Below are 21238 nucleotides of genomic sequence, written 5' to 3' on the forward strand. Positions count from 1 at the left end.
GGAAATGTGGATGAAGCTTACCACCCTCACCGGCGAGCCCTGGACCGATTACGGGCTGATCGATAGCGGGCACGGCCGCAAGTTCGAGCGCTATGGGCCATACCGCTTCATCCGTCCCGAGCCTCAGGCGATGTGGGCGCCGGCATCCGAGGATTGGGACGCGCATGGCGAGTTCCTCCCCGCGCCCGACGATGAGGGCGGCGGTCGCTGGCATTATTCGAAGCCCACACCGCGCGAGGGCTGGCCGCTGAAGTGGCAGGAAGTCACCTTCACTGCGCAAACCACCCCGTTCCGCCATCTCGGCTTCTTTCCGGACATGGCGCCGGTGTGGAACTGGATGCGCGCGCAGACCGCGGATCTGGAAGCGCCGGAGGTGATGAACCTGTTCGGCTATACCGGCGTCGGCACGCTTGCGCTGGCGGCAAAGGGCGCGCGGATGACGCATGTCGATGCCTCGAAGAAATCGGTGGCCGAAGGCAAGGCCAATGCCGAGCTTTCGGGCATGGCGGACTTGCCGATCCGATGGATGATCGACGATGCCGGCAAGTTCACTGCGCGCGAAGTGCGGCGCGGGCGGCGCTATGACGGAATCATCCTCGATCCCCCCAAATGGGGCCGCGGACCAAACGGCGAAATATGGAAATTGGAAGAGGGCCTGCCCGGCCTCATCGCGGATTGCCGCGCGCTGCTGGATGCGGAATCGCGCTTCCTGTTCCTCACCGTTTATGCGGTGCGCATGTCGGCTCTGGCGATCGGCGAGCTGGTCCGCCAGCATTTCGCCGATCTGGGCGGGACGGTGGAGGCAGGCGAACTGACCGTGCGCGAGGAAGCGCGCGGACTGGAATTGCCGACCGCGATCTTCGCGCGGTGGAGCCGCTAGCTCCTCCCCATCCGCATCGCCGCACCCGCGACGAACGGACAGCCGGCGACCAGAAGCAGGCTGAATGCCCCGAGCAATTTGAGTGCGCCGGGCTGATCGGCCGTGGTGCCGAAGATCAGCAACGGGACCGCAAAGGGGAGCATGACCAACCCCGCCAATGACCCCGCGCCGCGCAGCCCCGCGACCAGTCCAGCGGTGGCGATCCCCAGCGCGGCGAGGCCGGGCGTGCCCACCGCCAGCCCGGTGAGGATCGGCCATAATGCTGCACCCGGAAGCCGCAGCAAAGCCGCAGCAATCATCGTCGCCGCGACCAGGGCTGGCGCGAAGCCGAACCAATGGCCGGCCATCTTCGCCGCCGCGACGGCGGCATCGGGAAGCCCGCGCGCCGCGAATTGATCGAGCACGCCGCTCTCGGCATCGGGTGCGATCAGGCGCTCGACGGGCAATAATGCTGCAAGCAATGCTCCGGTCCAGATGACCCCGCTGCCAACCCGCGCCAGCAGCTTTCCATCAGGCCCGATGGCGAAGGGAAACAGGATCGAGACGAGGAGGAAGAAGACGACAGCAAGGATCAGCCCGCCACTGCTCCATGCCCGGCGCACCTCGCGCCAGGCGATCGCGGCAAGGGCGTTCACAGCCGCACCTCCAAGGCGCCCGGCAGCGCCACCGGAAGGTGCGTGGCGACCAGCGCGATACCGCCCTCGGCGCGGTGGCGCGCGATCAGCGTTTCGAGCACGCGAACCGAGGAATCGTCCAGGCCGTTGGCCGGCTCGTCGAGCAGCCAGACCGGAGCCCCGCTCGCGATCACCCGGGCGAAAGCGGCGCGGCGGCGTTGGCCGGTCGAAAGCAGCCGCACCGGCACGGCTTCAAGCTCGGCGAGGTTCACTGCTTCCAGCGCGCTGGCTACGGCATCGGCATGCCCGTCGATCCGCGCCCAGAAACGCAGCGCAGCGCCAAGGCTCAGCTCCGGATCGAGCGCCGCCGCTTCGGTGAGCAAGGCCCGCGCACCCTCGCCCTCGACGCCGCCCGATGCCGGCGCCAGCAGCCCGGCCGCGACCCGGATAAGGCTCGACTTGCCCACGCCGTTCGGCCCGGTGACGAGCGCGGCCTGCCCCGCCGCCAGCAAGAAGCTCAACCCTTCGAACAACAGCCGTCCGCCGCGCACGCAAGTCACATCGCAAAAGGCGAGGCAGCTCACCCGGCCTGCCCCTCCAGCGCGTGCATGTCAGCGTCGGACAGGCCGAAATGGTGGCCTACTTCATGGACCACGACATGCGTGATCAGCGCATCGAGCGACACGCCGGTCTGGCACCATTCTTCCAGCAGCGGCCGGCGATAGAGATGGATGCGGTCGGGCAGCGCGCCGCTCTCGAAGGCCGATTTCTCGCCGATCGGGCGGCCGTGATAGAGGCCGGTCAGGTCGAAGGGGTCCTCGATCCCCATTGCATCGAGCGTCTCGTCATCGGCGAATTCCTCCACGATCAGGACGACGTCGGCAAGATGACCGGCGAACGGCTCCGGAATCCGCGCGAGCGCGTCGCGCGCCAGGGCCTCGATCGTCGCGGCATCGGGAGCAGTTTGACCAGTCATCGGCTTCGGCTATGCCCTAGCCATGTCGGTAGCGGCAAGGGAGGCCAGGATGGCAGCGAGTTTCAATATCGGCGACATCGTGCAACTGAAGTCGGGCGGGCCGGAAATGACGGTCGATAGCCTGTTCGCGGGCCAGGTGTTCTGCAAATGGTTCGTCGGTGACGATCTGAAGACCGAGACCTTCAGCCCCGGGGCGCTCAAACTGGTGCGGGCGGCGGAGTGACCGCGCGGCTGAGCGAAGGCCTGCGCGCCGAAGCGCTCTCGGCCTTGCCCGAATGGAGCTATGATGCCGAGCGTGACGCGATCACGCGGCGCTTCACGTTCAAGGATTTCAACCAGGCCTTCGGCTTCATGGCGCGCGTGGCATTGCTCGCGGAAAAGGCGGACCATCACCCGGAATGGTCCAATGTGTGGAACCGGGTGGACGTGCTGCTCACCACGCACGACGCGGACGGGCTTTCGATCCGCGATATCCAGATGGCGCAGGCGATCGACGGGTTGGTTTGATCTTCAAACCTTCTCCAGAGGGAGAAGTTGGATGAGGGGATGCGCTATCGAGAGGGTGATCCCCTCACCCAGCTACGGCTAGGGCCGCACTGAAGAAGCGCGACCCAAGTCTGCGCAACCAGCGCGATCCGACCTCGCACTCCCGATGGGAGAGGGCGGGAGAGCTATTTGAACTGCCGACGCGCCAGCTTGCGCAAGGTCCCCGGCATCCAGCGCGCCATGAACCACAAGCGATGCGCGGTCTTGCCGACGCGCGTGTGCACGTCCCTTCGCTTCTCCAGGATACTCCAGACGGTCTTGGCCACTTCCTCGACGGGCGTGATCTCCAGCCCGGCGCCGCGCACCGATTCGCGAACGCTGCGGTTCGAATCCTGCGTAACGTGGTTGAGCAGCGGGGTTTCGATAAAGCTGGGCATCAGCGATCCGACGAAAATCCCCTCATGCCCCCATTCGGCGTTCAGTGATTCGGCGAAGCCGCGCATCGCGAACTTGCCCGCGCTATAAACCGACATGCCGGCATTGCCGCTGATCCCCGCCGCCGAACTGGTCAGGATCATCGCGGATCCCGGAGTCGCCTTGAGCAGGGGGTACGCGGCCTTGGCGCCATAGACCATTCCAGTGATGTTGATGTCCAACCCGCGGTCCACATCCTCGTCGCTCATCGTCTCGAGCGGGCCGCCCACTGCGATCCCGGCATTGTTGAACAGGAAATCGAGCCGCCCGCCGCTCGCCATGGCGAAATCGGCCAGCGCGGCCGCCCATTGCGCGCGGTCGCGCACGTCCATCACATGCGTGGTGGCCATGCCTTCGGGCAGCATCGCCTTGGTCGCTTCGAGGCCCGCGACGTTGACGTCGGCCAGCCCGACGCGCCAGCCGCGCGCCGCCAGGTCCTTTGCCACTGCCTGGCCGATGCCCGATGCGCCGCCGGTGATGAATGCCGCCTTGGTGGCCATCGGCCCTCCCCATGTGTCTTTGACCTTTGCGGTTTCATCCCGCACAAATCGCCGCGATGCCAGAGCAAACGCGCAACGTTACCTTCAAAAATGTCAGTAAGGCATTTGCGGGGGGCGTGACGGCGGTGGACCAGGTCTCGCTCGAGATCGCGGGCGGCAGCTTCGTTGCACTGGTGGGCAGCTCGGGTTCGGGCAAATCGACTTTGCTCAAGACGGTCAACCGGCTGATCGAGCCGAGCACGGGCGAAGTGCTGATCGGCGGCGCATCGGTTCGCGCCGGGCCCGCGCATCTGCTGCGGCGGCGGATCGGCTATGTGTTCCAGAATGTCGGGCTGTTCCCGCACATGACCGCCGGCGAGAATGTCGCGATCGGGCTCAAGCTGGCGGGCGAGCGCGACACCGCCGCGCGGGTGTCCGAGCTGCTCGCCCTGGTCGAGCTGCCGGAGGATTTCGCGACGCGGATTCCCGATGCGCTTTCCGGCGGCCAGCGCCAGCGTGTCGGCGTTGCGCGGGCGCTGGCATGTGCACCCGCGATCATGCTGATGGATGAGCCGTTCGGCGCCCTCGATCCGGTGACACACGCCGGGCTGGGCAAGGCGATCCGCGCGCTGCACGATCGGCTCGGGCTCACGACGATCATGGTGACGCACGACATGGCGGAGGCGCTGCTGCTCGCCGATCGCGTGCTGGTGATGGCGGCCGGGCGGATCGCCGCCGATGCCAGCCCGCGCGATTTGCTCGCCGGCGCGGGCGGTGCGGCTGCCGATGCGCTGCTCGCGGTGCCGAGGGAGCAGGCCGAGCGGCTGGCGGAACTGGCCCGGTGAGCGAAGCCTTTGCCCGCGTCCCCGAATTGCTTGCCCAGCACCTGCTGCTCGCCTTTGCCGCGCTGCTGCTCGGGCTGGCGATCAGCCTGCCGCTGGTAGTGCTCTCGTCGCGCAACCGTACGGTTGCGCGAGTCGCTCTGGGCTTTGCCAGTCTGGTCCAGACGATTCCGTCGCTGGCGCTGCTCGCGCTCTTCTACCCGATCCTGCTCTGGCTGTCGGCGGTGGCCGGCGGCGGCATTCCCGCGCTCGGCTTCCTGCCCTCCCTGCTCGCGCTGACGCTTTACGCACTGCTCCCGATCCTTCGGAACGGCGTGGCCGGGCTCGCCACGCTCGATCCCGCCATACTCGAAGCCGCGGATGGCATGGGGATGACGCGGAACCAGCGGCTGTGGCTGGTCGAGGCGCCATTGGTCGCGCCGGTTTTGATGGCCGGCGTGCGCACCGCGGCGGTCTGGACGATCGGCGCGGCGACGCTTTCCACCACTGTCGGCCAGCCCAGCCTGGGCGATCTGATCTTCGCGGGGCTGCAGACGCAGAACTGGACGCTGGTGCTCGCGGGCTGCTTCGCGGCGGCGGGGCTCGCACTCACCGCCGATGCACTGCTGGGACTAGTCGAATACGGCATCGCGCGGCGTCGGCGCGGACTGGTCTGGGCGAGCCTTGGCGCATTGCTGCTGGGCTTACTGGCCGCGCTCGCCCCCGCATGGCCGGCCGCAAAGGGCGTAGTCACGATCGGGGCCAAGGGCTTTTCCGAGCAATATATCCTGATCCGCGTGATCGGGCATCGGCTGGAGGCAGCTGGATACCGCGTCCGTTACCGCGAGGGGCTGGGATCGGCCGTGGCGTTCACGGCGCTGGCCGGCGGCGATATCGACGTGCTGGTCGATTATTCGGGTACGGTCTGGGCGAACCAGATGAAGCGCAGCGACGTGCCCAGCCGCGAAGCGATCGTCGCCGGGGTGGGGCAATGGGTGAAGGCGCAGCACCAGATCACGATGCTCGGGTCGCTCGGCTTCGAAAACACCTATGCCTTTGCGATGCGCGGGAACGCGGCCGCGAGGCGCGGGATCGAGAGCCTGGACGATCTCGCGCGCCAGGCCGATCAGCTCGCCTTCGCCACCGATCCCGAATTTCTCGAACGTCCCGAATGGGCATCGGTGCGTCGCGCTTACGGCATCGCCTTCGCCTCCGCGCGCCCATACCAGCCGACTTTCATGTATCGCGCGCTCGCCAGCGGCGCGGCGGACGTGATCTCCGCCTATAGCTCGGACGGCCGCATCGCCGCGGACAAGCTAAAGGTGTTGCGCGATCCGAGGGGCGCGATCCCCGGCTATGACGCAATCCTGCTGATCGCGCCGGGCCGTGCAAACGACGCGAAGTTTCAGGGCGTGCTCAAGGGATTGATCGGCGCGATTTCGGTCGAGCGGATGCGCGAGGCCAATTACATGGTCGATCGCGATGCGGGGAAAGTGACGCCGGGCGCCGCGGCGAAATGGCTGGAGAAGGCGATCGCCCGCTAAGGCACGATTACCTCCGGCCAGTACAGCTTCATCGGATTGCCTATCAGAAGCTTCCTCTGAAGCTCGGGCGCAGGTGCGATTCGGGGAATGAGGTCCACCAGCGCGCCGTCATCGGGGATGCGGCTCTCCATATTGGGATGCGGCCAATCGGTGCCCCACAAAACGCGATCGCCATAATCCTCGACCAGCGGGCCGACTGCGGCGACAAAATCGTCATAAGGGGGGCCGGCCGCGTCGAGCCGATCCGGACAGCTTACTTTCGTCCAGATATCGCCGCGGCTGTCGAGCAATTGCCGAAGCGCGCGCAGGTCGGCCCCGCCAGGGCCCTGAGTGACGTCCGGGCGCCCCATATGGTCGATAATTATCGGCACCGGGATCGCGTCGAGGAAGGGCCGCAGCGCTTCAAGCAAGTCAGCCTCGAAATAGACGACGACGTGCCAGCCCGCGGGCAGGCGCTTGGCGACTTCCAGGAACTTATCCTTGGGTGCGTCATCGACGAGGCGCTTGAGAAAATTGAAGCGGATGCCCCGGATGCCGCCCTGGTCCAACCCTTCCAGCTCCGCATCGGAGATCGCGGGATCGACGACCGCCACGCCCCGTGCGCGGCCCGCCGATTTCGCGATTGCGTTCAGCGTCGCGCGGTTGTCGGTGCCGTGGCAGCTTGCCTGGACGATCACATTGCGGGTGAAGCCCAAGCGATCGCGCAGCGCGAACAGCGCCTCGGGACCCGCATCCTGGGGCAGATACTTGGCGTTGGGGCTGAACGGAAATTCCACCGCTGGCCCGAAGACATGGCAATGCGCATCGACCGCGCCGGGCGGCGGGACGTAGCGCGGCTTGGAGGAGTCCAGCGTCCAGCTGCGGACGCGGCCGTTCGCATCGAGGCTCATGCGAAAACCACTCCGTCCATCAGCTTGCGCGCAGTACGCAGCATGCCGGCCTCGACCGGCTGGCCATCCGCATCCACCGTTACCACGCATTCGGTGACGCCGGTCGGGTGCTCCACGCCGATGGCCTTCGCGTCGCCGTCGGGCACGGTCGCGACCGCCTGGGCAGGCGAGCCATGGATCAGGCATGCGGTCGCCACGGTCACCGCGCCGAGCACACCGATCGAGGCATGGACGCGGTGCGGGATCAGCGAGCGAACCGCGATCGCTCCGCCTTCGCGCGGGGGGGCTACCAGCATCATCTTGGGAACCGACCTTTCGGTCACATCGCCCAGGTTCATCATCGGCCCTGCCTTCAGCCGAAGCGCCTCGACCCTGGCCTTCATCCCGGCATCGGCGTCGAGCGTCTCGCGGTCCTCATATCCGGTGACGCCCATGTCCCGGGCGGCGAGGACCACGCAGGGCATTCCGTTGTCCATCAGTGTGCACACGACGCCGTCGATCTCATCCACCGCGTTGCCGGTGGGCAGCAAGGCTCCGCAACTGGAGCCCGCGGTGTCCCGAAAGGCGAGGGGGATCGGCGCGGCAGTGCCGGGGACGCCGCTGATCGCGGTGTCCCCGGCATAAAGCACGCGGCCGCCCGGCGTCTGCACGGTGGCCACTGCGGTCTGGCCGGTATTCTCCATGTAAATGGCTACGCGCGTCTCGCCTTCGGTCGCCGCGACCAGGCCGCGCTCGATTGCGAAGGGGCCGACGCCGGCGAGCATGTTACCGCAATTCTGGCTGTCGGCGACGATCGCCCGATCGACGAAAACCTGGAGGAACAGATAGTCGACATCGACTCCGCCCCGCGGCGATTTGCCGACCACCGCCACTTTGGAAGTAAGCGGATCGGCGCCGCCCATGCCGTCGATCTGGCGTGGATCGGGCGAGCCCATGACGCGGAGCAGGAAGGCATCGCGCGCCTCCTGGTCCAGCGGCAGATCCTCGGCGACGAAGAACGCGCCCTTCGAAGTGCCGCCGCGCATCCACATGCAGCGGACGCCGTCAGACATATTTGAGGCCCATTGCCTCCAGCTTCCCGCGCATGTCGTAAATGTCGAGGCCGAGTTCACCCGCGGCGAGCCGCTTGCGCTTCGATTCTTCCGCCGCCTCACGGACCTGTGCCTTTTCGAGAATCGCTGCCGCATCCTCCCGACGCACGACGCAAACGCCGTCGTCATCGGCCACAACGACATCGCCGGCCTCAATCAAAGCGCCCGCGCAAATGATGGGCACATTGACCGAACCGAGCGTGGCCTTGACCGTCCCTTGGGCGGACACGGCCCTGGACCAGACCGGGAAAACCATCGCGGTAAGATCGCGGACATCGCGAACTCCCGCATCGATCACGAGCCCGCGACAGCCCCGCGCGATTGCGGAAGTCGCGAGGAGATCGCCGAAATAGCCATCGAAACACGGGCTTGTAGGCGCGAGCACGAGGATGTCGCCTTCGCGCAGCTGCTCGATCGCGACATGGATCATCCAATTGTCGCCCGGCGGCGCGGAGATCGTAAGTGCCGAACCCGCGATCCGCGCGCCGGAGTAGATCGGGCGCATGTAGTGCGCGAGCAGGCCGGTGCGGCCCTGCGCCTCGTGCACCGTCGCGACGCCCGCGGACGCCAGCGCATCGATCACGCCAGGATCCGCGCGCGCGATATTGCGAACCACTTTCCCCGCCATGCTTGGGCCTCCTCCCCCGCCCCTTCCCCGCCTCCGCGATCCGCGCAACTTCATAATGGCGCCCACCTATAAGTTTTTGCTATCGGTGAAAACGATGGTCCAGGCATTCGACTTGAACTTGCGGCACTTGCGCGCGCTTTCGGCGGTCGTTGCGCAGGGAAGCCTGAACCGCGCTTCGGAAATTGTGGGGCTGTCCCAGCCCGCACTGACCCAGGGCCTGCGCAAGCTGGAGCGGCAATTGGAGACGCAATTGTTCGAGCGTCGGCCGGATGGCGTCGTGCCGACCGATGCGGGCGTCGCGCTTGCGGAGCGCGCGGGGCGCGCATTCGAGTGTCTCGCAGCTGCTGCCCGCCGGGCAAGCCGGGGCACGCGAGGGTTCGCGCGGCCCGAGCAATTGGTGACGGCGACCCAGCTCCATGCCTTCCTGCGCTTCGCCGACGCGCAGAGCTTCGCCGCGGCGGCGGCGGCAAGCGGCCTTTCGCAGCCGGGAATCCACCGGGCGGTGCGCGATCTGGAACAGATCTTCGCGGTGCCCCTCGCCGAGCGGCGCGGGCGCGGCGTGGTGCTGACCACGGCCGGGCACGCCGTGGCGAGGGGCACGCGCCTTGCGGAGCGGGAGATCACCGCCGGCATTGCCGAGGCGCAAGGCGAGGAGCGTGATGGCGGCCGCATCGCCATCGGCGCGATGCCGCTCAGCCGCGCGCTGGTGCTGCCGCACGCGCTGGCAGCGTTTCTGCGCTCGTCGCCCCGCAACGTGGTCGATGTGGTCGAGGGTTCGTGGCGCGAACTGATGGACCCGCTGGCGGACGGCATCATCGACATGACGATCGGGGCATTGCGCGACGAAGCCCCGCCGGGGCTGGATCAGGAGCCGCTTTTCACCGACGAGCTCGCCATCTATGCGCGTGCCGGACATCCCTTGGTGGGCAAGCATTTCACGCTGGATGCGCTGGGCAGGCAAGGCTGGATCGTCGGACCGGTGGGCACCCCGCTCAGGGCGCATTGGGAAATCCTGTTCGCCGGGCGAGCGCTGCCCCGCGTGCCGATCGAATGCGGGTCGGTGATGGTCATTCGCGGGCTGCTGGCGCAGAGCGACCTGCTCACCCTGCTCTCGCTGGACCAGATCGCGCTGGAAGTGGAAAGCGGCATGCTGGCGCGCGTGGGGCCGCCTTTGCCGGGCGCGGTGCGCACGATCGGGCTCACCACCCGCAGCGGCTGGCGGCCTACCGGCGCTCAGCGTCACCTGGTGGAACTGATCCGCTCGGCGGCCCGCGAAACCAGACTTCAGGAAAGTCGATAGCATCGGCTGCAATCATATTAGCGCGCGCGCGATGCCCGGCTAGGCAAGCGGCATGAACGCGGTGACCTTTATCGGCTTCGGTGAAGCAGGGATGGCCTTCGCGCGGCCCGGCGCGGCGGCGTACGATCGCCTGACGGACGATGCCGCGAGCCGGGATGCCAAGCGCGCCGATTACGCCGCGGCCGGCGTCCTCGGGTGCGACCGAGCCTCGGATGCCCTGGATCAGGCCCAGGCGATCCTGTGCCTCGTCACGGCCGACCAGGCGCTATCCGCCGCCCGCGCGTGCGCACGGCATTTGCGCGAGGGCGCGCTTTGGCTGGACATGAACAGCGCGGCTCCGGGCACGAAGCGCGAGGCCGCCAGCATCATCGAAGGCGCCGGCGGGCGCTATGTCGATGTGGCGGTGATGGCGCCGGTGTATCCGAAGCGGCTGGGGACGCCGTTGCTCGTATCCGGTCCGCATGCCGAAGCGGGCGTCGCGGCGCTGCATGCGCATGGTTTCACGGCGGTGCGGACGGTTGGTACGCGGATCGGCGACGCTTCCAGCATCAAGATGATCCGTTCGGTGATGATCAAGGGCGTGGAGGCGCTGACTGCCGAATGCGCACTCGCCGCGCATGCGGCCGGCGTGGAGGCCGAAGTCATCGCCTCTCTCGATACGAGTTGGCCCGGGGCGGATTGGAGCAAGCGCTTCGACTATAATCTCGATCGCATGCTGGTGCACGGCGTTCGCCGCTCTGAAGAAATGTACGAAGTCACGCAGACCTTGCTTGGCCTCGGTTTCTCGCCGGTGATGTCGGAAGCAGCCCTCGGTTGGCAACGGGCGCTCGGCGAGCTGGCGATCAACCCGCCCGAGGGGCTGCCGGCCAAGATCGAAGTCATACGATCCCGATTGAGGGCTTTCGCCGCATGAGCCTGATCATCGATTGCCACGGCCATTATACCGTGTTGCCAAAGGGTCATGACGCATGGCGCGCGGCGCAGATCGCGGCATTCGATGCAGGCGCACTGCCACCGCCATATCCGCACATTTCCGACGACGAGATCCGCGAAACGATCGAGGCGAACCAGCTCCGGCTGATCAAGGAGCGCGGCGCGGACCTCACGATCTTCTCTCCGCGCGCCTCGGCGATGGCGCCGCATATCGGCGACGCGGGCGTGGCGCGGGAATGGGCGATGCGCTGCAACGATCTGATCGCGCGGGTCGTCGGCCTCTATCCCGAGACCTTCGCGGGCGTTTGCATGCTGCCGCAGAGCCCCAAGGCCGACATGGCCAATTCGATCGCCGAGCTGGGACGCTGCGTGACCGAGCTTGGCTTTATCGGGTGCAATCTCAACCCCGATCCCGGCGGCGGGCACTTCACTCACCCGCCGCTCACCGATCTTTATTGGTATCCCTTTTACGAGAAGATGGTCGAGCTCGACGTGCCGGCGATGATCCACGTTTCGGGCAGCTGCAATCCGGCGATGCATGCGACCGGCGGCTATTACATTGCCGCCGACACGATCGCCTTCATGCAATTGCTGGAAGGCGATCTGTTCGCGGACTTCCCCACGCTCCGCTTCATCATCCCCCATGGCGGCGGCGCGGCGCCCTATCATTGGGGACGCTATCGCGGGCTGGCGGACATGCTCAGGAAGCCCGCGCTGGATACCCACCTGATGAACAACATCTACTTCGACACTTGCGTCTATCACCAGCCCGGCGTGGACCTCCTTGCCGACGTGATCGACACCAAGAACATCCTGTTCGGCAGCGAGATGGTCGGGGCGGTTCGCGGGATCGATCCCATGACCGGGCATTATTTCGACGACACCAAGCGCTATGTCGATGCGCTCGCCATCAGCGAGGCCGGGCGCCATGCGATCTTCGAGGGCAATGCGCGGCGCGTGTTCCCCCGGCTCGATGCGCAGCTAAAGGCCCGCGGCCTATGAACGACATCCACGAATATCTGGCCGAGCTCGAGGATATTCCGGGAACGCGGGTATTTACCGCGGCGCGCGCGCGGCAGGGCTATCACCTCAACCAGTTCGCGATGAGCCTGATGAAGCCCGGGAATCGCGAGCGCTGGAAGGCGGACGAGGCCGCCTATCTGGAGGAATGGCCGCTGTCCGACGCGCAGAAGGCGGCATTGCTGTCGCGCGATTATAACGCGCTGCTCGATCTGGGCGGCAATATCTATTTCCTGTCCAAGGTCTTCTCGACCGATGGACTGAGCTTCCTACAGGCGGTCAGCACGATGACGGGAGTTTCGGTCGAGGACTATCAGGCGATGATGGGCGCCGGTGGCCGCTCGCCCGAGGGACTTCGCTCGAAAAAGGAGGCGCGCTGATGGCCCGGATCACGGCGGGGGTCGCATCCAGCCACGTGCCTTTGCTCGGCGTCGCGCACGACATGGGCAAGGACCGGGACGATTATTTCGGACCGATCTTCGCGGGCTATGAGTGGACCCGCGACTGGCTGGCGGAGCAAAAGCCCGACGTGGTGATCCTGGTCTATAACGATCATGCCTCGGCCTTCGACATGAAGATCATCCCGACCTTCGCGATCGGATGCGGCGAGCGCTACCGGCCTGCGGACGAAGGCTGGGGGCCGCGCCAGGTGCCAGAAGTGATCGGCCATCCCGACTTGGCCTGGCACATCGCCCAGGGCCTGATCCTCGACGAATTCGACATGACGATCATCAACGAGATGGACGTCGATCACGGGCTGACCGTGCCGCTGTCGATGATGTTCGGCCATGCCGAGGAGTGGCCGTGCAGGGTGATCCCGCTGGCGGTGAACGTCGTCACCTATCCCCCTCCCTCGGGCAATCGCTGCTGGGCGCTGGGCGAGGCGATCGCGCGCGCGGTGGCGAGCTTTCCCGAAGATCTGAACGTGCAGGTCTGGGGGACGGGCGGGATGAGCCATCAGCTCCAGGGCCCGCGCGCCGGGCTGATCAACAAGGAATGGGACAACATGTTTCTGGACGGCATGATCGGCGACAGCGATCACCTGCGCCGCATTCCGCACATCGAATATCTGCGCGAGACCGGCTCTGAAGGTATCGAAATGGTGATGTGGCTGATCATGCGCGGCGCCCTGGGCAGGGCCACCCGCGCGCTGCACCGCCATTACCACGTGCCCTGCAGCAACACTGCGATCGGGCATCTCGTGCTCGAACCCGCCTGAACGGAGACTCGCCATGAAAATCGCACTCGCCGGCGCCGGCGCCTTTGGGGAAAAGCATCTCGATGCGCTGCGGCTGATCGACGGCGTCGAAGTCGTGTCGGTCGTCGGGCGCCGGCTCGAAGCCACCCGGGCGGTCGCCGCCAGATACGGCATCGGCCATGCCACTACCGAACTCTCCGAAGCGCTCGCACAGCCCGGGCTCGATGCAGTGATCCTCGCGACGCCGACCCAGATGCACGCATCCCAAGCGATCCAATGCATGGAAGCGGGGAAGCACGTACAGGTCGAGATCCCGCTCTGCGACAATCTCGCCGACGGCGAGGCGGTGCTCGCCAAGCAGCAGCAGACCGGGCTCGTCGCGATGGTCGGCCACACCCGCCGGTTCAATCCCAGCCATCAATATATCCACGACAGGATCGTCGCCGGCGATCTCAACATCCAGCAGATGGACGTCCAGACCTATTTCTTCCGCCGCAAGAACATGAACGCCAAGGGAGAGGCGCGCAGCTGGACCGACCATCTGCTCTGGCACCATGCGGCGCACACCGTAGATCTCTTCGCCTATCAGGCCGGGCCGATCGTCCAGGCCAATGCGGTCCAGGGGCCGATCCATCCCGAGCTCGGGATCGCCATGGACATGTCGATCCAGCTGAAGGCCGAGAGCGGCGCGATCTGCACGCTGAGCCTGTCATTCAATAATGACGGGCCGCTCGGCACCTTCTTCCGCTACATCTGCGATAACGGGACCTGGATCGCGCGGTACGACGATCTCGTCACCGGCAAGGAAGAGCCGGTGGACCTTTCGGCCGTGGCGGTCTCCAACAACGGGATCGAGCTGCAGGACCGGGAGTTCGTCGCCGCGATCCGCGAAGGCCGCGATCCCAACGCCAGCGTCGCGCAAGTGCTGCCCTGCTACCGCGTGCTTCACCAGCTGGAGCGGCAGCTGGAGGGATGACAGATGGACGAGTGGGCGGCAATTTCCGGCTCGCTGGACGCGCTTGAAGCGATTCAGGCCGATCTCGCGGAAGTCGCGACACGCGCGGACGATCAGCGCCGCCAGGATTTGATCAACTTGCGCCGACGCCTGGCGGCGCAGATCGCCGAAATAGGGCGAGTGTCCCAGCCCGTTCTCATGCGCCATGCCGATGCCGCGACGATGACGGAATATCGCGCCAAATTCTCTCAAATGCGTAGCGCGGCGGCACTTCATCAGGCCGACTGGCCAGCAGTGCTGCTGGGTGAACGAGAGGCGGAGTACCGCGCTTCGGCTCAGGGCGTGCGCGAAGCGAACCGGGAATTCGTCGCCTGGCTGCGGGGGGCGCTCGGCCGGATGAACAAGCGCTAAAGAAGGGGGCGGAGGCAACACCCCCACCCGCCATTCGCTTTACAGCTCGGCGGGAGCCTTGCGGCTTCCCAGGACGCCATCGACGCTGAACGGACCCGGACCGGCGGCCGCGAGCAGCAGGAAGACGAAGCAGAAGAGGATCGCGCTCTCGCCGCCATTGTCGATCGGGTACATGCCCTTCGATGCGTGCGCCATGAAATAGGCAACGGCCATCTGGCCTGCCAGCACGAATGCCGCGGGCCGCGTGAACAGGCCGATCAGGAGCAGCGCGCCGCCGACGATCTCCAGGATGCCCGCGACGCCCATCAGCGACATCGGATTGGCGATACCGTAGCGGATCGAGGGGAAGCCGAAGAACTTCTGGATGCCGTGCGCCATGAACAATAATGCGCTCATGATCCGGAGCGCGGCCAGCGCGGGGCCGGCCAGGTTCGAGCCGGGCCCAAAGGATTTGATGGTCATGATGGTCTCCCTTTCAATTGATTCACCCGCCCACCAGCTCGGCGGGCAGCAGTTGCGATCGCTCTGATCCGTCCCCCGGCGAGCCGACCAGGCCGGTGGTTTTCACGAGCGTCCTGCGCTTGTGCAGCAGCGGCTCGGTATAGCCCGAAGGCTGCGCCTCCCCTTGGAAGATCAGCGCGGCTGCCGCCTGAAAGGCCGGGCTGGCGGCGGCATCGTGGGACATGGGACGATAGTGCGGATCGCCTTGATTCTGGCGATCGACCACCGCCGCCATGCGTTCGAGCGCGGAATGCACCTCGGCCGGCGAAACCACGCCGTGACGCAGCCAGTTCGCGAGATGCTGGCTGGAGATCCGGCATGTCGCGCGATCCTCCATCAGGCCCACATCGTGAATGTCGGGCACCTTGGAGCAGCCCACGCCCTGGCCGATCCACCGCGCGACATAGCCCAATATGCCCTGGACATTGTTGTCGAGTTCCTCGCGCACCGCTTCCGCGGGCCAATCGCGGGCCGGATCGACGGGGACGGCCAACATGTCGCCGAGCCCTGCGGCGGGGCGCTTCGCAAGCTGGCGTTGCAGGTCCGCCACATCGACGCGGTGATAATGCACCGCATGGAGCGTGGCGGCGGTGGGCGAAGGGACCCAGGCCGTGGTCGCCCCCGCCATCGGATGCGCGATCTTCTGATCGAGCATGTCCGCCATGCGATCGGGCATCGCCCACATGCCCTTTCCGATCTGCGCACGCCCGGCAAAGCCGCAGGCGAGGCCCACATCGACATTATTTGCCTCATATGCCGCCAGCCAGCGGGCACCTTTCATTGCTCCCTTGCGCAGCATCGGACCGAGCTTCATCGACGTGTGAATCTCGTCCCCGGTCCGGTCGAGGAAGCCCGTGTTGATGAACACGACCCGATCACGCACCTCGGCGATGACAGCCGCGAGGTTGACGCTGGTGCGCCGCTCCTCGTCCATCACGCCGATCTTGATCGTGTGGCGCGGCAGCCCGAGCAGGTCTTCGGTGCGGTCGAACAGCAGGTTGGCGAACGCAGCCTCTTGCGGCCCGTGCATCTTGGGCTTGACGATGTAGATGGAGCCCGCGGTGCTGTTTGCGTGCCTCCCGTGCAGATCGTGCAGCGCGATCAGCGACGTAATGACCGCATCGGCGATCCCCTCATGCACTTCGTCGCCATCGAACCGCATCATCGGCGAAGTCATCAGATGGCCGACATTGCGGACGAACAGCAGCGAGCGTCCCTTGAGCCGCATGCTCTCGCCATTTGGCGTGTGATAGGTGCGGTCGGGCGCGGCGCGGCGTTCGACGGCCCGGCCGTCCTTGGAAATCGTCGCGCTGAGGCTGCCCTGCATCAGCCCCAACCAGTTGCGATAGACGAGAATCTTGTCCTCGGCATCGACCGCGGCGACGCTGTCTTCGCAGTCCATGATCGTGGTGAGTGCGCTTTCGAGCACGACGTCCGCCACCCCGGCGCGGTCGGCTGCGCCGATCCGATGCGTTGCGTCGATCCTGATCTCGACATGGAGCCCGTGGTGGCGCAGCAGGATTGCCTCGCCGCCGCGCCAGCCGGCGAAAAGCGAGCGGTCCGCGAGTAATCCACAATCGGTTACGAGCTGGCCGTCCTCGATGCGATAGGCGGTCACATCGGCATGGCTGCCGCCGGTCAATGGCGCGATTTCGTCGAGAAAGGCGCGGCCCCAAGCGACAACGCGCGCGCCGCGCGCGGGATCATAGCCTCCGGACGGAGGCAAATCGCCCAGCGCGTCGCTGCCGTAGAGCGCGTCGTAGAGGCTACCCCAGCGCGCATTGAGCGCGTTCAGCGCGTATCGGGCATTGTTGACCGGCACCACGAGTTGCGGCCCCGCCATCGCCGCGATCTCGGGATCGACATTGCGGGGCGCGATCGTGAAGGGAGCGGGCGGATCGACGAGATAGCCGATCTTGCGCAGGAACGCCTCTTCCTCCTTGGGGCCTGGCACGCGGCCGTCCAGACCCAGGTTGCGTTCGTCGATCAGCTCCTGAAGCTCCCCGCGCCGCCGCAGCAGCCGCCGATTCTCGGGAGTGAGATCGCGGATCAGCTCGGCAAAGCCGGCCCAGAAGGGTTCGGGCGCGATGCCCGTGCCCGGCAGCACTTCGCCATCGACAAATCTGCGCAGTTCGGCATCGGCCTGGAGGCCGCTCACAGGAACATGGCCAACAAGCCTTCCACCGTAGGCGGGCGCGGAATGCTGAACTGGATCGGCTTCCAGTCCGCCGCCGCCGGCCGCTCGATGCAGCGGTGGAGCCACTCCTGCATTGCCGGATAGGCATGGAACGGCACTCCGGAAATAACGCCCAACGTCATCACCGCGGCGACGTTGAGATCCGCGACGGTGAAGCGATCGCCCAGCAGGTAAGGCTTGTCCACCAGCTCCTTGTCGAGAACACGAAACGGCCGATCGAGCTTGCCGAGTCCGATCGCGGCGTGCGCAGGAACGCCATCGGCAAAGAGCTTCAGATTGGCGGATGCGAACAGCAAGGGCTTTTCGACTTCATTCGCTACCCAGAAGCTCCACTGAGTCGCCAGCCCATCCTCGATCGGGTTTGCGGGCGCGAGCGGTCCGCCGAACTTGCGCGCAAGATAGAGATTGATCGCAAGCGATTCGAAGAAAGGCTGCCCGTCATCCACCAGCGCCGGAACCCGGCCATTCGGGTTGACGGCTAGGAATTCGGGCTCGCGCGTGCCGCCTTTCAGGAAGTCGGTCGGCACGTGATCATAACCGGCCCCAAGTTCCTTGAGCATCCACATGTTGCGGTGGGCGCGCGAAAACGGGTGTCCGTATAGCGTCAGCATGCGCGCCTCCCCTCCCGCATGCCGGGGGACCCGCGCACCAGGTCCCCCCGCCGCATCAGAACTTGAACGTCGCGTGCACGCCGTAAGTGCGCGGCGGCGCATAGTTGATCGCCACGATTCCGCCGACGCTGCCCGAATATTGCGAGAGCACGGGCACCGCGACGTTGCCGATATTGCGCACATAGGCCGTGAGCGCCCAGTTTTCGCTCGCCGGCATCAGCGTCGCGCTGGCATCGAAGGTCAGGTCCTCGCCCGATTGCTGCTGGGCCAGTTGCTCGAAGCCGATCACCCGGTTCGAGCGATAGCGTCCGTCGCCAGTGAGCACGAGCTTGAAGGCCCCCAGCTCCACCGTCTGCTCGATCCCCGCATTCACCGACCATTTCGGCGAGTTGTAGCCCGGCTTGCCGCTGCACGAGACCGCATAGATCGCCTGGCCCGTGGAATTGACGGTCTCGACCGAGGGACAGCCGATTACCTGGGGCAGCGTCGGCGTACCACCCGGAGGGGGGGGCGTGGGCACCCTGGGCACCGCGTAGTTGAAGTCTTTCAGCTTGTTGTCGAGATACTGGACGGAGCCGCGCAGCAAGGTGGTCGGCGTGGCGAGGAACTGGGTATCGACCTCGACGCCCATGATGTCCGCGCTGCCGGCATTCTCGATCAGCAGCGAGCTGGCGTTGTTGGCATCGAAGCCGAAATGCGAGACCTGCTGATCGGTATATTGCCAGTAGAACGCCTCGGCATTGAGCTGGAGCCGATTGTCGAGGAAGCGGTTCTTGATCCCCAGCGTCGCGGCCTTGATATATTCGGGGCCGAAGGATTCCTTGCCGAGGGTGTTGTTGAAGCCGCCGCTGCGATAGCCGGTCTCATAGCTGGCATAGAGCAGCGAGCGCGGCCCGACGTCATATTCCGCGGCAAGGCGATAGGTCAGCCGGTTCGTCGATGTTTTGCGAGTATAAGCGAGTTCGCTGTAGAAAACGCGATTGCCGAAAGTCCCGTAGGCCACCGAATTCTGGGGTCCCGGCGCCGTCGGAAACGGGATCAGCGTACGAAGCTGGGCGAGGTCGTCTGCCACCGGAATCGAAGGCCCGCCGAAGCATCCCGGACCGGCTGGGGGCGGCGGCCGCGTGCAGATCTCGATGACCGTTTGCCCCAAAGTCTGGAAGCTCTTGCGGTCCATCGTATAGCGCGCGCCGCCGACGAGGCGGAACTGTTCGGACAGGTTGAAGATCAGCCGCCCGAAGCCCGCATAGGATTTCACCTTGGGGAAATAGCGCTGGTACGGGTTCACTTGATATTGGGCGAACGTGTAGCGCGCATCGACGGACTCATCGTAATAATAGGCGCCCAGCAGCCATTCGACCGGACCAAGCCGCTTGCCGTCCAGCCGGAGCTCGGCGCTGAACTGCTCGTCATGCTCGGTTACCCGGCCGCCGTTGAAGCCCGGCCCGTTGAAGCGGATGTTCAACCGCGCGTCGCGATAGGCGGGGATGAACGTGAAGCTGCCGATTCCGGTATCCAGCTTGATCTCCGCATTCACGCCGACATAGTCGTTGTCGAGAAACGGATAGGTATAGGGCGCGGGGTTTATGAAGGCGCCCGGGATCACCAGAGTCGATTGCAGCGCGCGCGCCTGGGGCGAATGCAGGCCGCTATAGGGATCGAAATTGGAAGGCGTGAACGTATAATTGGCGATCGAAGTGGCGGTAGCGGCGCTGCCGGGCGTGTAGCGGATGATGCCATTGATCGAGGCCCCGGGACCGACGCCGCCCTGATGCGAATAGTCGGCCGCGACGCGCACGGACAGATTGGGCGTGAGGTTCGCCAGCAATTGAACGCGCAGGCCCTCGCCCTTTTCGTCATTGGTCCCGTCGCTGTTATAGCCATCGGCCTTTATCGACTTGCCCGACACGCGGATCGCGCCATCAGGACCCAGCGGGAGATTGATCGCGGCTTCGAGATCGAGCGCATTGAACGAGCCGTAACCCACGCTCCCATATCCCGAGAGCTCGCCGGGCTGTGGCTTGGCCGGAACCACGTTGATCGCGCCGCCCGTCGCGTTGCGGCCATATAGAATGCCCTGCGGTCCTTTGAGGACCTCGACGCGCTCCAGATCGAAAAATGTCAGCGTGGTCGATGTCGGCCGGCCGAGATAGACGCCGTCATAGTTGAAGGCGATCGCGGGATCTCCCGAGGCGTTCACCGTGAAATTGCCGACGCCGCGCACATAGAAGCTGGTGTTGGCGCCCCCCGCCTTGGTGACCACCAGCGACGGTACGGCGGCGTTCAGCGATGCCGCGGTGACCACGCCGGTGCGGCTCATTTCTTCCGCGCCGACCACGTCGATAGCGACTGCCGCGCGCTGCAGGTTTTCCGAACGGCGCTGCGCGGTAACGACGATCTCGTCGAGCTGCCCGGGCTGGCCCTCCTGGTCGCCGGCGGTCCCGGTGATCGGGGCCGGATCATCGGTGGTGGTTTGCGCGAAGGAGCCAACCGGGCAGGCGATGCCGATCGCGGTAAGCGATGCTCCGACGAGCAGCTTGTTGACGGTCCTCAGGCTCATATTTCCCTCCCACTCTCTTTTTTCGTTAAAGTGATCATGATCGGATATCTGCCTTTCCGGAACATGAGTCAATACCATGTGTACCGCTCAACGGACAAATATACCCATTAGATGGGGCAATCTTCCGTTATGGAATCTCCGCTGTAAGCCAAAAGACTAACGATTAGAGCGTGATCGAATGCAGATATTATGCCAGAGCCTGATCCAGCTTGGCCCGCAGCAGCGCATTTGCGGATAGCGCGGAGGACAGGGCCAGCAGCCCGCCGAAGATCGCCATGTCTTTCATGAACAATACGAGGATTTGGGGCGAGACCCCGGGCGCCGGCGTGTACATTACCGAAGAAACAATCAGCGTGTAGAGCGCCAGCCCCAGCGCGGCCCAGCGCGGCTTCAGATTGAAGAGCAGTGCGAGCGCCAGCCCGGCCGAGGCCAGCATCGCGGCGACATTCAGCAGTTCGGGCATTGGAATCTGCCGGGCCTTCATGTTGCCTATCGTCAGGTTCCACCCCTTGGTGAGGTGGAACAGCGCGGCGCTGCAGAAGAGATGGCGATGCCGATCCGCCCGACGATCGCCATGGCGCGGTGCACCACGGGCGAATCGGCTATAGTACGGAGCTTCGCCGCCGGAACGCCATTTTCGATCTTGGCCCGAATCGTCTGCATTCGATT

General features: G+C 65.6%; 25 protein-coding genes. 12 read left to right on the forward strand and 13 right to left on the reverse strand.

Going from position 1 to position 21238, the window contains the following annotated elements; genetic code table 11:
- The first annotated feature begins 10 nt into the window (after nucleotides 1-10).
- Nucleotides 11-880 (forward strand): class I SAM-dependent methyltransferase, encoded by an 870-nt coding sequence (locus VF617_RS03445; RefSeq protein WP_331013705.1) that lies wholly within the window; start codon nucleotides 11-13, stop codon nucleotides 878-880.
- Here the strand turns inward: VF617_RS03445 and VF617_RS03450 are convergent.
- The 3 genes from VF617_RS03450 to VF617_RS03460 are packed head-to-tail and all read right to left on the reverse strand — an operon-like array spanning nucleotide 877 to nucleotide 2470.
- Nucleotides 877-1515: a heme exporter protein CcmB gene (locus VF617_RS03450; protein ID WP_331013466.1), complete on the reverse strand. Its 639-nt coding sequence runs from the start codon at nucleotides 1513-1515 to the stop codon at nucleotides 877-879. The two genes, VF617_RS03445 and VF617_RS03450, sit on opposite strands and share 4 nt — an antisense overlap.
- Entirely contained in the window at nucleotides 1512-2078 is a 567-nt protein-coding gene (ccmA, locus tag VF617_RS03455) for a heme ABC exporter ATP-binding protein CcmA (RefSeq protein WP_331013467.1), read from the reverse strand. Before ccmA ends, VF617_RS03450 begins: the two co-directional genes overlap by 4 nt.
- Nucleotides 2075-2470, reverse strand: coding sequence for a metallopeptidase family protein (locus VF617_RS03460; RefSeq protein ID WP_331013468.1), 396 nt, complete (start codon nucleotides 2468-2470; stop codon nucleotides 2075-2077). The genes ccmA and VF617_RS03460 overlap by 4 nt, the downstream gene beginning before the upstream one ends.
- A gap of 49 nt (nucleotides 2471-2519) precedes the next feature.
- Between VF617_RS03460 and VF617_RS03465 the strand changes: the two genes are divergently transcribed.
- Both VF617_RS03465 and VF617_RS03470 read left to right on the forward strand, forming a co-directional pair.
- Complete coding sequence (locus VF617_RS03465; RefSeq protein WP_331013469.1) at nucleotides 2520-2693, forward strand: YodC family protein; 174 nt, start codon at nucleotides 2520-2522, stop codon at nucleotides 2691-2693.
- On the forward strand, nucleotides 2690-2977 hold the full coding sequence (locus VF617_RS03470; RefSeq protein ID WP_331013470.1) for a 4a-hydroxytetrahydrobiopterin dehydratase: 288 nt from the start codon (nucleotides 2690-2692) through the stop codon (nucleotides 2975-2977). The genes VF617_RS03465 and VF617_RS03470 overlap by 4 nt, the downstream gene beginning before the upstream one ends.
- 164 nt (nucleotides 2978-3141) lie before the next feature.
- Here the strand turns inward: VF617_RS03470 and VF617_RS03475 are convergent, their stop codons facing one another.
- Nucleotides 3142-3930 (reverse strand): SDR family oxidoreductase, encoded by a 789-nt coding sequence (locus tag VF617_RS03475; protein WP_331013471.1) that lies wholly within the window; start codon nucleotides 3928-3930, stop codon nucleotides 3142-3144.
- Nucleotides 3931-3986: 56 nt separating this feature from the next.
- Here VF617_RS03475 and VF617_RS03480 point away from each other — a divergent pair, with 56 nt between their 5' ends.
- Nucleotides 3987-4754: an ATP-binding cassette domain-containing protein gene (locus tag VF617_RS03480; RefSeq protein WP_331013472.1), complete on the forward strand. Its 768-nt coding sequence runs from the start codon at nucleotides 3987-3989 to the stop codon at nucleotides 4752-4754.
- The gene (locus VF617_RS03485; RefSeq protein WP_331013473.1) at nucleotides 4751-6274 is read left to right on the forward strand and encodes an ABC transporter permease/substrate-binding protein; all 1524 of its coding nucleotides are present in this window, start codon (nucleotides 4751-4753) and stop codon (nucleotides 6272-6274) included. Before VF617_RS03480 ends, VF617_RS03485 begins: the two co-directional genes overlap by 4 nt.
- On the opposite strand, the gene VF617_RS03490 is transcribed toward VF617_RS03485, so the two are convergent.
- Genes VF617_RS03490 through VF617_RS03500 form a run of 3 tightly spaced genes read right to left on the reverse strand, consistent with a single transcriptional unit; the run spans nucleotide 6271 to nucleotide 8883 of the window.
- Nucleotides 6271-7164, reverse strand: a complete 894-nt coding sequence (locus VF617_RS03490) for an amidohydrolase family protein (RefSeq protein ID WP_331013474.1) — start codon at nucleotides 7162-7164, stop codon at nucleotides 6271-6273. The genes VF617_RS03485 and VF617_RS03490 overlap by 4 nt on opposite strands.
- A complete protein-coding gene (locus tag VF617_RS03495) occupies nucleotides 7161-8216 on the reverse strand; it encodes a 4-oxalomesaconate tautomerase (protein WP_331013475.1) in 1056 nt (351 codons plus the stop codon). The genes VF617_RS03490 and VF617_RS03495 overlap by 4 nt, the downstream gene beginning before the upstream one ends.
- The gene (locus VF617_RS03500) at nucleotides 8209-8883 is read right to left on the reverse strand and encodes a 4-carboxy-4-hydroxy-2-oxoadipate aldolase/oxaloacetate decarboxylase (protein ID WP_331013476.1); all 675 of its coding nucleotides are present in this window, start codon (nucleotides 8881-8883) and stop codon (nucleotides 8209-8211) included. The genes VF617_RS03495 and VF617_RS03500 overlap by 8 nt, the downstream gene beginning before the upstream one ends.
- A gap of 55 nt (nucleotides 8884-8938) precedes the next feature.
- On the opposite strand from VF617_RS03500, the gene VF617_RS03505 reads away from it, so the two are divergent.
- The 7 genes from VF617_RS03505 to VF617_RS03535 are packed head-to-tail and all read left to right on the forward strand — an operon-like array spanning nucleotide 8939 to nucleotide 14700.
- The gene (locus VF617_RS03505) at nucleotides 8939-10183 is read left to right on the forward strand and encodes a LysR family transcriptional regulator (RefSeq protein WP_331013477.1); all 1245 of its coding nucleotides are present in this window, start codon (nucleotides 8939-8941) and stop codon (nucleotides 10181-10183) included.
- A 52-nt stretch (nucleotides 10184-10235) separates the two neighbouring features.
- Nucleotides 10236-11096, forward strand: a complete 861-nt coding sequence (locus tag VF617_RS03510) for an NAD(P)-dependent oxidoreductase (RefSeq protein ID WP_331013478.1) — start codon at nucleotides 10236-10238, stop codon at nucleotides 11094-11096.
- Nucleotides 11093-12118 (forward strand): amidohydrolase family protein, encoded by a 1026-nt coding sequence (locus tag VF617_RS03515; protein ID WP_331013479.1) that lies wholly within the window; start codon nucleotides 11093-11095, stop codon nucleotides 12116-12118. Before VF617_RS03510 ends, VF617_RS03515 begins: the two co-directional genes overlap by 4 nt.
- Entirely contained in the window at nucleotides 12115-12516 is a 402-nt protein-coding gene (gene ligA / locus VF617_RS03520; protein WP_331013480.1) for a protocatechuate 4,5-dioxygenase subunit alpha, read from the forward strand. Before VF617_RS03515 ends, ligA begins: the two co-directional genes overlap by 4 nt.
- Nucleotides 12516-13355 carry a class III extradiol dioxygenase subunit beta gene (locus VF617_RS03525; RefSeq protein ID WP_331013481.1) on the forward strand — a complete coding sequence of 280 codons (840 nt, stop codon included), beginning with the start codon at nucleotides 12516-12518 and terminating at the stop codon, nucleotides 13353-13355. Before ligA ends, VF617_RS03525 begins: the two co-directional genes overlap by 1 nt.
- A gap of 13 nt (nucleotides 13356-13368) precedes the next feature.
- The gene (locus VF617_RS03530) at nucleotides 13369-14310 is read left to right on the forward strand and encodes a Gfo/Idh/MocA family oxidoreductase (RefSeq protein WP_331013482.1); all 942 of its coding nucleotides are present in this window, start codon (nucleotides 13369-13371) and stop codon (nucleotides 14308-14310) included.
- Between the two features lie 3 nt (nucleotides 14311-14313).
- Nucleotides 14314-14700: a hypothetical protein gene (locus tag VF617_RS03535; protein ID WP_331013483.1), complete on the forward strand. Its 387-nt coding sequence runs from the start codon at nucleotides 14314-14316 to the stop codon at nucleotides 14698-14700.
- Between the two features lie 39 nt (nucleotides 14701-14739).
- Here the strand turns inward: VF617_RS03535 and VF617_RS03540 are convergent, their stop codons facing one another.
- The 6 genes from VF617_RS03540 to VF617_RS03565 all read right to left on the reverse strand — a co-directional run bounded on the left by VF617_RS03540 (nucleotide 14740) and on the right by VF617_RS03565 (nucleotide 21232).
- Nucleotides 14740-15162: a DoxX family protein gene (locus VF617_RS03540; RefSeq protein ID WP_331013484.1), complete on the reverse strand. Its 423-nt coding sequence runs from the start codon at nucleotides 15160-15162 to the stop codon at nucleotides 14740-14742.
- Between the two features lie 22 nt (nucleotides 15163-15184).
- The gene (locus VF617_RS03545; protein WP_331013485.1) at nucleotides 15185-17359 is read right to left on the reverse strand and encodes a malate synthase G; all 2175 of its coding nucleotides are present in this window, start codon (nucleotides 17357-17359) and stop codon (nucleotides 15185-15187) included.
- On the reverse strand, nucleotides 17356-18009 hold the full coding sequence (locus tag VF617_RS03550; protein ID WP_331013486.1) for a glutathione S-transferase family protein: 654 nt from the start codon (nucleotides 18007-18009) through the stop codon (nucleotides 17356-17358). The genes VF617_RS03545 and VF617_RS03550 overlap by 4 nt, the downstream gene beginning before the upstream one ends.
- A gap of 55 nt (nucleotides 18010-18064) precedes the next feature.
- Complete coding sequence (locus tag VF617_RS03555; protein WP_331013487.1) at nucleotides 18065-20569, reverse strand: TonB-dependent receptor; 2505 nt, start codon at nucleotides 20567-20569, stop codon at nucleotides 18065-18067.
- Between the two features lie 187 nt (nucleotides 20570-20756).
- The gene (locus tag VF617_RS03560) at nucleotides 20757-21032 is read right to left on the reverse strand and encodes a hypothetical protein (protein ID WP_414713942.1); all 276 of its coding nucleotides are present in this window, start codon (nucleotides 21030-21032) and stop codon (nucleotides 20757-20759) included.
- Nucleotides 21033-21064: 32 nt separating this feature from the next.
- Complete coding sequence (locus tag VF617_RS03565; protein ID WP_331013489.1) at nucleotides 21065-21232, reverse strand: hypothetical protein; 168 nt, start codon at nucleotides 21230-21232, stop codon at nucleotides 21065-21067.
- Nucleotides 21233-21238 lie beyond the last annotated feature (6 nt).

Origin of the sequence: Sphingomonas sp., assembly GCF_036388215.1 — a bacterium.
Lineage (GTDB): Bacteria > Pseudomonadota > Alphaproteobacteria > Sphingomonadales > Sphingomonadaceae > Sphingomonas.

Coding starts and splice junctions, on each gene's coding strand:
- VF617_RS03445 (WP_331013705.1), top strand. CDS start 11: ATGAAGCTTACCACCCTCACCGGCGAGCCCTGGACCGATTACGGGCTG.
- VF617_RS03460 (WP_331013468.1), bottom strand. CDS start 2,470: ATGACTGGTCAAACTGCTCCCGATGCCGCGACGATCGAGGCCCTGGCG.
- VF617_RS03465 (WP_331013469.1), top strand. CDS start 2,520: ATGGCAGCGAGTTTCAATATCGGCGACATCGTGCAACTGAAGTCGGGC.
- VF617_RS03475 (WP_331013471.1), bottom strand. CDS start 3,930: ATGGCCACCAAGGCGGCATTCATCACCGGCGGCGCATCGGGCATCGGC.
- VF617_RS03480 (WP_331013472.1), top strand. CDS start 3,987: ATGCCAGAGCAAACGCGCAACGTTACCTTCAAAAATGTCAGTAAGGCA.
- VF617_RS03490 (WP_331013474.1), bottom strand. CDS start 7,164: ATGAGCCTCGATGCGAACGGCCGCGTCCGCAGCTGGACGCTGGACTCC.
- VF617_RS03495 (WP_331013475.1), bottom strand. CDS start 8,216: ATGTCTGACGGCGTCCGCTGCATGTGGATGCGCGGCGGCACTTCGAAG.
- VF617_RS03500 (WP_331013476.1), bottom strand. CDS start 8,883: ATGGCGGGGAAAGTGGTTCGCAATATCGCGCGCGCGGATCCTGGCGTG.
- VF617_RS03505 (WP_331013477.1), top strand. CDS start 8,939: ATGGCGCCCACCTATAAGTTTTTGCTATCGGTGAAAACGATGGTCCAG.
- VF617_RS03510 (WP_331013478.1), top strand. CDS start 10,236: ATGAACGCGGTGACCTTTATCGGCTTCGGTGAAGCAGGGATGGCCTTC.
- VF617_RS03515 (WP_331013479.1), top strand. CDS start 11,093: ATGAGCCTGATCATCGATTGCCACGGCCATTATACCGTGTTGCCAAAG.
- ligA (WP_331013480.1), top strand. CDS start 12,115: ATGAACGACATCCACGAATATCTGGCCGAGCTCGAGGATATTCCGGGA.
- VF617_RS03525 (WP_331013481.1), top strand. CDS start 12,516: ATGGCCCGGATCACGGCGGGGGTCGCATCCAGCCACGTGCCTTTGCTC.
- VF617_RS03530 (WP_331013482.1), top strand. CDS start 13,369: ATGAAAATCGCACTCGCCGGCGCCGGCGCCTTTGGGGAAAAGCATCTC.
- VF617_RS03535 (WP_331013483.1), top strand. CDS start 14,314: ATGGACGAGTGGGCGGCAATTTCCGGCTCGCTGGACGCGCTTGAAGCG.
- VF617_RS03540 (WP_331013484.1), bottom strand. CDS start 15,162: ATGACCATCAAATCCTTTGGGCCCGGCTCGAACCTGGCCGGCCCCGCG.
- VF617_RS03550 (WP_331013486.1), bottom strand. CDS start 18,009: ATGCTGACGCTATACGGACACCCGTTTTCGCGCGCCCACCGCAACATG.
- VF617_RS03555 (WP_331013487.1), bottom strand. CDS start 20,569: ATGAGCCTGAGGACCGTCAACAAGCTGCTCGTCGGAGCATCGCTTACC.
- VF617_RS03560 (WP_414713942.1), bottom strand. CDS start 21,032: ATGCCCGAACTGCTGAATGTCGCCGCGATGCTGGCCTCGGCCGGGCTG.
- VF617_RS03565 (WP_331013489.1), bottom strand. CDS start 21,232: ATGCAGACGATTCGGGCCAAGATCGAAAATGGCGTTCCGGCGGCGAAG.